Here is a 13,011-nt window from a genome sequence, read left to right as displayed (position 1 = left end):
GAGACGGCATGGAACATATCCGGAACTGCCCGGACAGTGTATCACTGGAAAATCGCAGAAAACAGCCATTTACGGGTGTTTCTGGGTACGCCTGAGACGCGCACTGGAGCGGGTAGCGTGATCCGCAACGCCTGTATAGGTAGCTGACTTTTCGCGATTCTCGAAAAAGTTTTATCAGCTCGGTCCATTGATAGTACCCTTGTCAAGAAAGAAATACTTGGTTCAATTCTTAAACGCAGAATCGAATTGATCACCATTTAGAGTTGCCTATCAGGCCTACAAATCGATAAGCGAGGTAGACGCTCAGTCCGCCTTGATGTTCCTTCCTTCGAGTCGAACGATTGCATGGTGAACAACGCTATCAAGAGCGTCTTCCGAGAAAAAGCCCCCGGGAATTAAGCATCGTTCAACTAGGACGCGCCGAAACGCAGCGAACGTCTCTGGATCTGGAGGCATGGGCGCGCTCCAGAATCCGTCCAGTCCGCCTTGGTAGGTTAATTCTGGAATGTCATAAACGGCATGGCCTAGAACAACGACCGGCACCCCGGCTGCCAGCGCGAAAGTCCCGCTAGTGCTGTTGATGGTGACAACACCCTGCGATCCTCGCGTTACGGCTTGGATATCGCCCCAAGCCAGATAGTCGACGCGGTCCTCCACACCGAACAATGCGGCCATGTCGGTCGTGATTTGGCGCCAATCGCGTACGCCATTATCGAGCGGGTGCTCTTTGAGTACCAAGCGTGTCCCGGCTGGCGCATGTGCAGCGAACGAGCTGACAACCAACCTAATAGCATGAGCGATACCAGCAAAAGGAGAATGAAGCCGGATTTGGGCATCGGAGTCGAGTTGAAGGGGGAACAGGAAGTAGGGCTCCCCCATCGTTTGAAGACGGGCCAGCAGTTCCCCTGCACTCGCTTCGCGCTCTTTGCGGCGAGACAGTTTACGCCACCAACCAATGCCTTCGACCACCGGGTGCCAAGGACGGTGATTGCTCCAGCCCGGATAGTGCCAGCGTGTCAGTACATCCGCAAAATTGTAAGCGAACCCTTCACTGGCGCGGCGACGAAAAGACGCAGTAAACCTGTGATGCGGCGGTAGTGGCGGTAGGGAAGCAGCCTCCTCGCGATACCACGCCGGATCACGAGGCAGCGAAGAATGGCCGTTTACGCCGCCCAATTCAAACGTAACCCAGTCCGGGCGGATGTACCCTTCTTCGAAAACATGGAGCGGCACGCCTTGCTCTTGGCAAACACGAATGGCAGGCATGTGGTGATCGCGACAGTCCCCGAACAAGACGACATCAGTGATCCCCTTAGCCTTAAGCAACTGAGTAAAGAAGCCGGGCCAGTCGTTAGGAGAGCCGCGATACTCGATGCCATTCGGAAGGCGCCAGAATGCCCGATCCCCGCCGTTAAAATTAACCTTGTAAACAGTGTGTCCGCGCGCGATCAGCCCTTGGCCGAGCCGACGGAATAGCGGCCCCATAAGCCCCTGCAGAAGGAGCACGGTACGGGGACTGCCCGACATCGAAGCGGCTCCTGCAGTGGTGATGGAAATATCCGACATTCAGGAAAAGCACTCCGTATCCACAATCGCCGAAATTCGCGGCGGACTCTATTTGGCTGTTTCGCGCAGCATGGTGTGGGAGCGCGTTAGTGCGTCCGAAGCAATGCAGCAAGCCAACCGTCATTAGTTAAGACGGAGCCGAACGCCTCCAACCTTGATACACAGAAACGAGAGCTCGCTAGGCTGCATGACGGGCCGGCTGTCGCAGGCAGGATCATGAAGTGGATCTCGAGCCGCACTTGCTGGCATGCTTGTCGCAATACCGCATAGGATGTCATTGATAATGCTGATAGAACAGGTCAAAACGCAGTGCCATTGGCAAAGAAATTTCCCGCGATCACTTGCAGATATGGTCGAACTACTTGTGCATTCTTGGCGATAAGCCGCGCCGGCCTTGCGAACAAAACAAATGGCCAACACAAGGGCCAGGATTTCCCCAGAAACATGAAGATGTAATCGCGGGACAGCACCCGTTGGTGACCCTCGCGCCCGGCGCGGGGTGCAAGAGCCAGTATCTGACTGAAAGTCGGAGATTCTAAAAAGACGTGAAATCGATAGGTGTGAATATAGTGCTAGGGTGATGCGGGTGCCAAATACGGGAATTAGTTGGCAAGGAAGCCCCCCCTTCACCGTAGGTGTCTTACCAATCGGCGCAAAAGCGAACTGGGAAACTGCAGCTTGCTTTTTGGATCTTGCACTGGCTCGCCCAAGTATGAATTTGCTCGCAGGACTCCGTCTTCAACTGAAACGAGATTTCGTAATTGCAGACGTCCAATCGACTCGTCAGAGAAGGCTGGAGTGTAGTAGATGCAATCTTCAAAATAATAATGCGTCACTTGCGACCAGCGGGTCAGGCGAGAGTCGTTCTGGCGACTGCCGCCGTGCAGAAGGTTTGCGCACCAAATCAGTGCTTGGCCTTTGCGGGCCTGAAACGTATTCGCGTGCGCGCCATGGGCTTCGATCATTGCGTTCCAAGCCGATGCGTAAGGGTCCTGCGCCGACCCCAAGTGCTTGCCGTAGCCACGACGCCCAATCAGCCCATTCGTCATAATGGGCCAACGATGCGACCCAGGATAATAAAAAAGCGGCCCTGCATCCGGCCCGACATCCTCCATCGCCAGCCATACACCACACATAAAGCGCTCAGGCAAACTCGAGAAATGGACCGAATCGGAATGAGCATCTTGCTGCGTGCCGACAGGGAAATTTAGCGTCTGAAACGGGAAAGCCCGGCGCCCCCACAACTTGCTCAAAAGGTCGAGTATCGTCTCGTTGGCAGCGATCGCCTGAACGTCCGCATCAAATTTCCAGGCGTCTTGGATGCGTCGCTCGCCGGTCGTCTTGTCGCTTTCGGGATCGGCAAAGTGAATGCCATACTTTGGGCCTAGCGCAGCCTTAATCCGGTCAATCCTAGCATTGATGTCCACATCCGGGAAGTCAAGAACCGCAAAGCCTTTCTCATGCAGTTCGCTGGCGATGCGCTCTTCTTCTGGAGTGAATCCCTGCTCTGCCTTGAGAGAAGAAAATAGCGGGGACTCCACTAAGGGAAGCCCAGGGATTGGATTAGTCACAAGAAATCGCTCGCGCATTGTTGTTGCGTGAGTTCTAGCCTGACATGGCTAGCGAAAGAAACACATTAGAAGGCTTTGATCAGAAAAATCAGATCAAATCCGCACTACGAAGCTCTCAGAAAATCGGTTCAATTGAGGGTGGTGGTAGGGATCAATTTCACGATCGGTATGCCACATTGTTTGAAGGGCGGCCAGTTCTCGCCGCATCCGTGCCGCCCCCACGGGGTCGCGATCCTTCCCACGAGACACGGACTCATGATGAATCAGTTTGGCGCGCGGCTCATAAAATGACTGCCAGCCTTTCGCGTTAAGCCTCATGCAAAGATCGACGTCGTTGAAGGCAACCGCAAAGTTCATCTCATCAAGCCCACCGATGGCTTCGAAACTCGCTCGACGTACAATGAGACAGGCCGCGGTTACAGCCGAGACGAACTGCGGCAGTGCATGCCGATAGAAGTACCCCTCTGAATCGGGATGAAGCAGACGATGAGCATGAGCCGCCCCACCGCATATGCCCATCACGACGCCGGCATGCTGGATACGACCGTTGGGGTATAGCAGTTGTGCCCCCACCGCTCCGACTTCCGGTCGCATCGCCTGGCGCACCATGATCGCCAACCAATCGGATGATAACATCTCAATATCGTTGTTCAGCAGGCACAGCAGTTCACCCGTTGCCTCGCGTGCAGCATAATTATTGAGGCGCGAATAATTGAACGGGCCGGGATCGCGCAGCACGCGATAGCGCGCAGGATCAAGGCCCGCTAGGTAAGCCAACGCGGCCGGATCGTCGCTGCCGTTATCCACCACGATCACTTCGAGATCGGGATAGTCGGTGCGTGCCAGACCTTCGATACACACTTTGAGCAGATCGAGCCGATTGCGGGTCGGTATGATAACACTGACTCGGGGTAGCGAGGACGCTGGGCCCTGCAACATGACCGGAATTTGTGGCGCGGGGCGGCAGCGGCGATGGTGCAGCACATACGGTAAGCGAATCGGCGCCGCTCCCTCTCCACTCGCCACCTTCGCGACAAGCCGCTTGGCCCAGTCGACACCGGTTGATCCAGCCAGTTCGACTTGGGACGCACGTATGATGCAAGACCCGGTCAAATAATCGAAATGACGCTGTAGTTCGGGATTCCAAGCTGGTTTGAAATGCGGAGCACAGCGGCGTCCTTTTGCATCCAGCAGATCGTCGTCGGCGTAAATGATCCTAGCTTGAAGTGCCGTGGCTGTTGCTGCGCGATAAGCAGCTATGGCCCCAGGAGCGACTACATCCCCGGCAGCAAGTGGCATCAGCCAAGGATCACCTGACCAGTCAATATGCTGCCTGGCGTCATTCGGGGTAGCAAGGCCGGACCCACCAAGAGCCAGTACCGTTGCACCCTGACCCTCAAGGCTGCGCAAGGTCTCTTCCTGCCCCTGCCCCTCACCGACCAAGGCAATTAGCAAATTCTGCGCACTTGGTCCTGCCGAAGCGGGGGCCGGTTCATCAAGCAGCCACAGACGATAGGCACGTGGCGAAGCGGCGATGACTGAAGCGAATCGCTTGCGCGCTCTCACTCTTTTGCCGAGGAGGCGCCACCAACCCGCCGCCAACCAAGTCCGGGGGGCGAGACATATCGCGTCGAGGTGAAGCCGCAGCATCAGCCAAGCCCCAGGCCCACGCTTGGGCATTCCCGCATCCGTCTGGTTCGATTGCATCGCGAATGCCGATAGCGGTTTGTCTCGATGCGGCAAGAAGAAAGCATTCTAAGGACGCACCCGCGTCCCGACTCTTACTCAACCCGCAGCCCCAGCAGTTCAGCCCATAAAACGCGTTGCGCGGTCTGATCATTTGCTAGGGCAAGCGATCGACGGGCCTGTCGCGCCAAGTTCGCCAACTCTGAACCTTGTTCAACCGCCCGTCGCATAACACCTGCCCAGTCAGCCGGATCAACCGGTGCAGCAATGCTGCCGCCACCGGTCAGACTGGCTGTAACCCAGTTTTCAGGGTAAAGTCCGACTGCCCCTATCACCGCATGTTCGATGATCTTGTTGGGTGAACGCGCGCTGTCGAAGCGGCCTTGGTCTAACGGATAAAGCGCCAAATGGAATCGCTGACGAGCTAGCCAGCGTCTGTAAGCTGGCCAACGCATTGGCGCAATTCGGACTATTCGAGGGTGGTCTGCAGGAAAAGCCGGCGGCGCCTCCCGACCAAAATAGCTGAAATGTACGTTCTCGTGCCGCGCGATCACGTCCATCACTGCTGGCGCCAGCGCGGTGAAGGTGCCGGCATGGCTGCCACTCCCCAAATGGACAATCTTCAGCAACCTACCGTGCTGCAGGTCTTCGAAGTGATCGGCATCTGCGAAAGGCATGGGCCAGTAAGGCATCACCCTCCTTATTCGCGCAGTGATACCTGAATCTCCACCGAACAGAACTTCCAGTCGCGGCGAAGAGACCAATAGTTCGTCAGCGCGTTCCAACAACTTTCGATGAAAACGGCTGTTGAACTTCTCCAATCTACCCCGATAATCTTGCGGTAAGTCCGAACTTTCGGTCGCCCCAGCAATATCGTCGTCGATTAGGTAAATCAACCGCCCTGGCCAATCCAGCGCGCGGCACATCAGTTCCTCATCGTCACGACGGATCAAAATCATCGTTTCGCCGACGGCAAAGCAATTTTTACCCAATGCCTTGACCGGGCCACGCGACCACCAACGATTAATCCAGTCCCCGCAGGCGTGTAAGAAGTAGAGGTCCGTCGTTGGTAGGCGTGATGTCATACGCTAGTCTGTGCCGGAAAGCCGAATTTCAGCGCGCGTTGCTCAGCCATATAAGAGATTGCTTGCTCCGCCTGACAAAGCGCCCCATCTCGCGGATCGACATACCGCGCTTGTGCCACGAATGCGGCATAGACAACGTCTTCAAGACGCGCCTGCCCGCGACGATGCGGTGTTGGCAAGGCGTCCTTGGTCAACCCCCAACCTGCGTAGAATGGCATGCCAAAGCAGCGTACCGGGCGGTTCCACAGCAGGGCCTCAAAACCGATGAGCGATGTGACTACATAGACTGCCGAAGCGTGTTTGAGCAGACGTACCGGGTGCGAGCCATCTCCGATTATACGAATGCGTGGATGCGTGAGCATATCCTCGCTGATCCAGCCCCACGTTTGGTGTGTCAGCACATCGGGATGAATTTTGATCAGCACCGGGTCATTTGGATTCTCGTCTAGGGCCGCTTGCAGCATCGCCTCAAAGCTCGCCTGTTCAGCCATGCCAGCAGACACCGACAAGTCGCCATAGGTCTGATCGGCAACCAAAACGTAGCTATTAGGGAGTTCACCATCGTATTCGGGAGCATGATTGTATTTGGATATGCCACCCGCCTGCCATGCAGCAATTAAAAAACGAGCGCGCTCCGCTTGCGCATCTCCTACACCTTGCGCAATCACCTGTTCCATCCGGGACCGACTGCGCGCGTCGTAGTATACGCCCAAATCATCCACTATAATTGAGCGAGTTGCGGCTCCTCTCTCGAATGACCGGACAAAGCCGTCTTCGAGCAGAGCTAAAGGTCGGCGCAACAACCGCGCGACCCATTCCGCGCGACGACCCGAGAGCTTGCGCCCCCAACCCACTACAGCGTTTGGGCAGTCTGCAAGAAACGTCTTGAGGTAGGGCAGTTTGGCAAGACGTCTATTGGTGGGCAAGATCATCGATAAATCGCATTGGCAATTGCACCCAACGAGCCGCGGAGTCTTCGCCCCCCCCCTTATCACCGCGTACTGGGACTGACCAGTATCATTGAGCCGATGCGCATGTAGGACCTAGAAATCCTACTTAACGGAAGAGTCCTGAGGAATGCCCTTGCGGAACGGTGCGCACCATTGAACAGCATGCGCACCTGAGTATCCTTTACCATCTCTCCCACCGACCACCGTCGCCTTGATGCAGTGACAACGGACCGTCCCTCTGTCGAGGAAGGATTTGTAGCAATGCCAAACCGTCCGGGCGGCAACTGACGAGATCCGCAAGACGCACGATCCCGTCTCAAAAACACCGGCTCAACATTGCAGAAACGGCAGGCAGCAGGATTTACTCTTGCTCGACAACCAACCTCAAGTATCGGCCGTAATCAGACTTCCCCAGTCTACCGATTGCTTTCTCCATTTCACCTACATCAATGAATTTTTGACGAAAAGCGATCTCTTCTGGGCTTGCAATTTTGAACCCTTGGCGCTTTTCCAAGACGCGCACGAACTCGGCGGCATCCAGCAGGCTGTCGGGAGTGCCGGTGTCGAGCCAGGCATAACCACGACCCAAGATCTCTACGGAAAGTTCTCCGCGCTCTAAATAGATGCGGTTAACGTCGGTGATTTCGAGTTCACCGCGCGCCGAAGGTTTGAGATTGGCAGCAATCTCAACCACTTGCTTATCGTAGAAATAAAGCCCAGTAACAGCCCAGTTGGACTGCGGATTTTGGGGCTTTTCCTCAATCGAGACCGCCTTCATCCCATCGTCGAATGCGACCACGCCGTAGCGTTCGGGATCGTTCACATGGTAGGCAAAGACACTGGCACCCGCTGCCTTGCGCGAAGAGGCGCTTGCCAGCAGTTCCGGCAGCCCGTGGCCATGATAGATATTGTCACCCAAAATGAGGGCAGACGGCTGGTCGCCAACGAAATCGGCGCCGATGACATAGGCCTGCGCCAGTCCGTCGGGGCTTGGCTGCTCGGCATATTCGAATGTCATGCCCCATTGCGACCCGTCGCCCAGAAGCGCCCGGAATGCTGGAATATCGCGCGGGGTTGAAATGATAAGGACCTCGCGAATGCCCGCCAGCATCAGGGTGCTTAGCGGGTAATAGATCATCGGCTTGTCGTAGACCGGCATGAGCTGCTTCGAGATCGACAACGTCATCGGATAGAGACGGGTGCCGCTGCCCCCTGCCAGAATGATACCCTTCATGAATTTCGTCTTTCTATAAATTCAGGCTGAAACCGTCTGCAGGCGCGTGATGACAGTTTCTAGTGCCCCGCGCCAGTCAGGCAACGCTACACCGTGGACCCGTGCAATCTTGCCGCAATCGAGCCGCGAATTGGCCGGCCGGATAGCGGGTGTTGGATAGTCCGTCGTGGTGATCCGGTTCACGTGAGCGGAAGCACCACCGTGCGTCTCGGAAGCGGCGAATATCGCTTCGGCAAAATCGGCCCAGCTGGCCTCTCCGCTGGCGGTCATATGGAATACGCCTCGCAACGCCGCGTCATCATTTGCGGCGAGATTGGTAACCACTGCAAGTATGCCGTCCGCTATGTCCAGCGCGCTGGTAGGGTTCCCTACCTGGTCTGCAACGACGGAAACCTCATCGCGATCAGCCGCTACGCGCAGCATAGTCCTGACGAAATTGCCACCGAACGGGCTGTAGACCCAAGCCACCCGCAACACGGCGCTGCCTTCGGGATAAGCACTCAGCACCTCCTGCTCACCGGCCAGCTTCGAAGCGCCGTATATGCCGGTTGGGCCGGTCGCGTCGTCCTCATTATAGGGCCGGTCGAGTTTTCCGTCGAATACATAGTCGGTGGAAATGTGGACTAGCGGCACACCGAGCGCCTTTGCCGCCTGCGCCACGGCGCCTGCGCCTGCGCCGTTAATGACATGAGCCAGTTCGGTCTCGCTCTCTGCCTTGTCGACGGCGGTATAAGCCGCGGCGGAAACAACAGCATCAGGCGCGGCTGCCTGAAGTGCACGCGCGACGGACAGAGGGTCGGCAAGATCCAGTTCGGGCCGGCCCAGCGCGACAATGTCATGCCCCGCAGCCGTCCCGCGCTCAACCAAGCTAGTGACGACCTGCCCGGTCCTGCCAGTGACAACGATCCTCACGCAGGAGAACCTGCATTCAGACCCAAGCGCTCACCGTCGTAGCGGTCGCGAAGGGGCTGCCACCACCAAGCATTATCGAGATACCAACGCACGGTCTTCTCGATTCCAGTGTCGAAGTTCTCAGCCGCGCGCCAGCTCAGTTCGTCCTCCAACTTGGAGGCATCGATAGCATAACGCGCATCGTGGCCAGGACGGTCGGTGACGAAGGTGATCAATTCATCGCGCGGAGCATCGGCAGGGAGCAGTTCATCGAGCACAGCGCAGATGCGCCGCACGACGTCGATGTTGCGTCGCTCGTTGCGGCCGCCCACGTTATACGTCTCACCGACCCGGCCCTTTTCAATTATGATGTCCAGCGCGCGCGCGTGGTCATCCACGTAAAGCCAGTCGCGCACGTTATCGCCCTTGCCGTACACCGGCAGCGGTTTGCCGGCCAACGCGTTGAGAATGGTCAGCGGGATCAGCTTCTCAGGGAAGTGATAAGGACCGTAATTGTTCGAACAGTTCGACACTACGATGGGCATGCCATACGTGCGTTGCCAAGCCTTAGCAAGGTGGTCGGACGCAGCCTTGGACGCCGAGTAGGGCGAACTGGGATCGTAGGGTGTCGTTTCCGTAAATAGCCCGTCATCGCCCAGCGATCCATACACTTCGTCCGTGGACACGTGCAGGAAGCGGAACGCGGTTTTGGCCGGTGCCTGCAGTTCGTTCCAATAGGCGCGTGCGGCTTCAAGCAGGGTGAAAGTTCCAACCATATTGGTCTGGATGAAATCGGCCGCGCCGGTGATCGAGCGGTCGACGTGGCTTTCGGCAGCCAAGTGCATTATACGATCAGGGCGGAAATCGGAGATAGCCCTGTCCATTGCTGCACGGTCGCAAATGTTGGCCTTGAGGAAGCGGTGGCTGGGCTTGTTCGCGACCACGCTAAGTGAAGCCTCGCAGCCTGCATAAGTCAGGGCATCGATGGTGAGCACATCATAACGCTTTTCGAGCACAAGATAGCGGACTAGCGCCGAGCCGATGAAGCCGGCGCCGCCGGTGACGATGACGCGCATGGCGTTATGCACTCCAGGTAAAGTAAGAGGGAAGATCGGCTAGCAGTGGTTGCTTGCGGTCCTTGGCCGAGAGGGTCTCGGCGTCGGCACCACTGGGCCAAGCAATGGCGATGGCGGGGTCGTTCCAGGCTAGCCCTTTGTCGCACTCGGCATTGTAGTAGCCGCCCGCCACCTTGTAGCAGATCACCGTATCGGGTTCGAGCGAGCAAAAGCCATGCGCGAAGCCAGCCGGGATCCACAACTGTTTGCCGTTCTGCGGCGTCAGCGTCTCAGCCACCCACTGTCCGTATGTGGGTGAGCCAACGCGGATATCCACCGCCACGTCGAAGAGCGCGCCTGCGGTGCAGCGCACCAGCTTCCCCTGCGCATGCGGATCGCTCTGGAAATGCAGGCCGCGAATGGTACCGGCCTTTGCACTCAGCGATTCGTTGTCTTGGACGAAGCGGTGTTCACCGCAGTTAGTGGCAAAGATATCGGCCCGGAAGGTTTCGGCAAAATAGCCGCGTTCGTCGCCGATGTGGCGAGGCACTAGAAGCGTGACATCGGCAATCGGATAAGTCTTGACTTCCATGGATTCCCTTTTGTTAACTATGACCGGCAGCGGCCTTAGCGGTTGCTGTTCTGGACCGTTTGCACGGCGCTCGTCACAGTTAGAATGGGGGAGAAAAGCTGACTGATCAGCTGTACGACCTTGCTAGGCTGGTTGGCTGCAGCATTGCCGAAATAAAGCACATCCTTGTCCTTCATGGCAAAGCGTTGCGCCAGAAAATATGACCCGGTTTTCATCATGTTGAAGTGATAAACTACCGGCACTTCGTTGCGCTGCTCATTTTGAACATAGCGGAACACGAAAATCGCGGCAGGATCGCCAAGCGTCGGATTGGTCCCCCCCGCCGTGGCGAGCGCTTCCGTTAACGACACCCGTGAGCGTGCGAAAGGAAACTGCTGGACAGACCCAGGAGCACCCAAGACAGAGTAAGTTCGGGGGTTGTTGATGAGCATTAGCCGATCGCCAGGGTAGGCGCGGACATCGAGCGAGGGAGTCTCGATCAGGTCGTTAATGGCTATGTCGGTGCTGTCTCCACGGCGAATGACCCGCAGGACAAGATCTTTTGTGTTACCCCGATAACCACCAGCGAGAGCGATCACGTCCGAAAGCGTTTCACGGTTGGTTTGCAGTAGCAGGCGGCCCGGGCGCGCCACTTCACCGCTGACTATTACGGTGTTGGTAATTGGTTGCTGGACATTCACCATGACCTGAGGGTTCTGGGAAATCCCCCGCAGCGACGCCCGGATCATCGCCTCGACTTCGCTCACAGTATGTCCAACTACATGCAACTTACCCGCATACGGAATTGTAATGTCACCATCGTCGTCCACCCGGTTCGGAGGCATTCTTTGCGCCTGTACCCCCGGAACCGCTCCACCGCTTGATCCCGGAGTCGAACCACTGCCGGCGAATAAGGTAACCCCCGCCTCAAAAATGGTGATATCAAGCACATCGCCAGGGCCGACCAAATCTGTTGGCGGCGGCGGTAACTGCGCAAGGCGCAGGGACGCTGCCACGGGTTCTAGCGCCGGAAGGTCCGTTGACGCTTCCACATTCACCAGTTCGATCGGCAACGTGGTGTCGGGGTCAATGGCCGAACGCTCGACCTGCTTGCCAGTCGGACCGCTCGTAGGCAGCGTGGCGCAACCAGCAAGGCTCACAAGGAGAGCCAGGCAAACAGAATTCTTCAATGACATACTCAGATGAACTCGACAACCTGGGTTTCGCGGGCGCCTTAGCACCGACCCGGAAGAATGAACAATGGCTTTGTTACGCCAGTGGCCTCAGGCTCACCGTCGGGCCTTGTGCGCCATCAGTTACTGAGGTGGTTCGGGTTTTCTGGACAGGGTGCTAAGCTAATCCCGACGTGAGGAACGGACGGGAATGAAGACGACGAGAAAGCGGTATTCTGCAGACTTCAAGGCGAAGGTGGCGCTGGAGGCGATCCGTGGTGATCTGACGCTGGCGGAATTGGCCGCCAAGCATGGCGTGCATCATACGATGATCGCGGCATGGAAGCGTCAGGCGGTCGATGGCATGGCAACGACCTTCTCAGGGGCAGGCGAAGCGACGAAATCGACCAGCGAGGCCGAGTTGGAAAAGCTTCATGCCAAGATCGGGCAACTCGTCATCGAGCGGGATTTTTTAGCGAAAGCCTCCGGTCGATGAGCGTGGCACGGAGGCGCTCGAAGATCGATCCTGCTCACCAACGCCTGTCAATCTCTGCCCAATGCCGGCTGCTTTCGATCAGCCGATCGGCCTATTATTATACGCCAGTGCCCGAGACGGATGAGACGCTGGCGTTGATGGAAGTGATCGATGCGACCTTTCTTGATTGCCCATGGTATGGCAGCCGCCAGATGGCCCGGCATCTGAAGCGGATAGGCCATGATGTTGGTCGCCGCCGGGCGCGGCGGCTGATGGCGAAGATGGGCCTGACACCGATCTATCAGCGGCCGCGCACAAGCGATCCGCATCCACAGCACCGGATCTATCCGTACCTGCTGCGCAAGCTGGCGATCGAGCGGCCCAATCATGTGTGGTGCGCCGACGTGACCTACATCCCGATGCGGCGTGGCTTCCTGTACCTGGTAGCGATCATGGATTGGGCGACCCGCAAGGTGCTGGCCTGGCGGCTGTCGAACACGATGGATGCTGGCTTCTGCGTCGCGGCGCTGGAGGAGGCGCTTGCCCGCTATGGCAAGCCCGAGATCTTCAACACGGATCAGGGCAGCCAGTTTACGTCGCAGGCCTTCACCAGCGTACTGCGCAAAGCCGAGGTTCGCATCAGCATGGATGGTCGGGGGCGTTGGATGGACAACGTCTTCATCGAGCGCCTCTGGCGATCCCTGAAGTACGAGTGCGTCTATCTCCATGCCTTCGAAACCGGATCAGAGCTTCGC

Annotated in this window: 10 protein-coding genes and 1 pseudogene; 1 reads left to right on the top strand and 10 read right to left on the bottom strand. The window is 57.3% G+C overall.

Annotated elements, in window-relative coordinates:
- Positions 1 to 303: 303 nt before the first annotated feature.
- The 10 genes from L284_RS0124890 to L284_RS0124875 all read right to left on the bottom strand — a co-directional run bounded on the left by L284_RS0124890 (position 304) and on the right by L284_RS0124875 (position 11,805).
- Positions 304 to 1,566 (bottom strand): capsule biosynthesis protein, encoded by a 1,263-nt coding sequence (locus L284_RS0124890; RefSeq protein WP_040714203.1) that lies wholly within the window; start codon positions 1,564 to 1,566, stop codon positions 304 to 306.
- Positions 1,567 to 2,192: 626 nt separating this feature from the next.
- The gene (locus L284_RS43525) at positions 2,193 to 3,137 is read right to left on the bottom strand and encodes a phytanoyl-CoA dioxygenase family protein (RefSeq protein WP_031343005.1); all 945 of its coding nucleotides are present in this window, start codon (positions 3,135 to 3,137) and stop codon (positions 2,193 to 2,195) included.
- A gap of 93 nt (positions 3,138 to 3,230) precedes the next feature.
- Positions 3,231 to 4,703 (bottom strand): glycosyltransferase family 2 protein, encoded by a 1,473-nt coding sequence (locus L284_RS0124885; protein WP_235054564.1) that lies wholly within the window; start codon positions 4,701 to 4,703, stop codon positions 3,231 to 3,233.
- 215 nt (positions 4,704 to 4,918) lie between these two features.
- Positions 4,919 to 5,908 (bottom strand): glycosyltransferase family protein, encoded by a 990-nt coding sequence (locus L284_RS48100; RefSeq protein ID WP_152524757.1) that lies wholly within the window; start codon positions 5,906 to 5,908, stop codon positions 4,919 to 4,921.
- Positions 5,905 to 6,840, bottom strand: a complete 936-nt coding sequence (locus L284_RS0124880; RefSeq protein WP_081674145.1) for a capsular polysaccharide export protein, LipB/KpsS family — start codon at positions 6,838 to 6,840, stop codon at positions 5,905 to 5,907. The genes L284_RS48100 and L284_RS0124880 overlap by 4 nt, the downstream gene beginning before the upstream one ends.
- A gap of 379 nt (positions 6,841 to 7,219) precedes the next feature.
- Positions 7,220 to 8,092 (bottom strand): glucose-1-phosphate thymidylyltransferase RfbA, encoded by an 873-nt coding sequence (gene rfbA, locus L284_RS43515; RefSeq protein WP_021235686.1) that lies wholly within the window; start codon positions 8,090 to 8,092, stop codon positions 7,220 to 7,222.
- A 21-nt stretch (positions 8,093 to 8,113) separates the two neighbouring features.
- Entirely contained in the window at positions 8,114 to 9,004 is an 891-nt protein-coding gene (gene rfbD, locus L284_RS43510; protein WP_021235685.1) for a dTDP-4-dehydrorhamnose reductase, read from the bottom strand.
- Entirely contained in the window at positions 9,001 to 10,059 is a 1,059-nt protein-coding gene (gene rfbB, locus L284_RS43505; RefSeq protein WP_021235684.1) for a dTDP-glucose 4,6-dehydratase, read from the bottom strand. The genes rfbD and rfbB overlap by 4 nt, the downstream gene beginning before the upstream one ends.
- 4 nt (positions 10,060 to 10,063) lie before the next feature.
- Positions 10,064 to 10,630: a dTDP-4-dehydrorhamnose 3,5-epimerase gene (gene rfbC, locus L284_RS43500; protein ID WP_021235683.1), complete on the bottom strand. Its 567-nt coding sequence runs from the start codon at positions 10,628 to 10,630 to the stop codon at positions 10,064 to 10,066.
- 35 nt (positions 10,631 to 10,665) lie between these two features.
- Positions 10,666 to 11,805: a polysaccharide biosynthesis/export family protein gene (locus L284_RS0124875; RefSeq protein ID WP_031342999.1), complete on the bottom strand. Its 1,140-nt coding sequence runs from the start codon at positions 11,803 to 11,805 to the stop codon at positions 10,666 to 10,668.
- 187 nt (positions 11,806 to 11,992) lie between these two features.
- Here L284_RS0124875 and L284_RS43490 point away from each other — a divergent pair.
- Positions 11,993 to 13,011 (top strand): annotated as a pseudogene (locus tag L284_RS43490) (IS3 family transposase); the annotation flags it as partial.

It is taken from the genome of Novosphingobium lindaniclasticum LE124, assembly GCF_000445125.1.
In the GTDB taxonomy this organism is placed as follows: domain Bacteria; phylum Pseudomonadota; class Alphaproteobacteria; order Sphingomonadales; family Sphingomonadaceae; genus Novosphingobium; species Novosphingobium lindaniclasticum.
The sequence above is the reverse complement of the archived record's forward strand: the minus strand, read 5'-3'. Positions and strand labels throughout refer to the sequence as shown.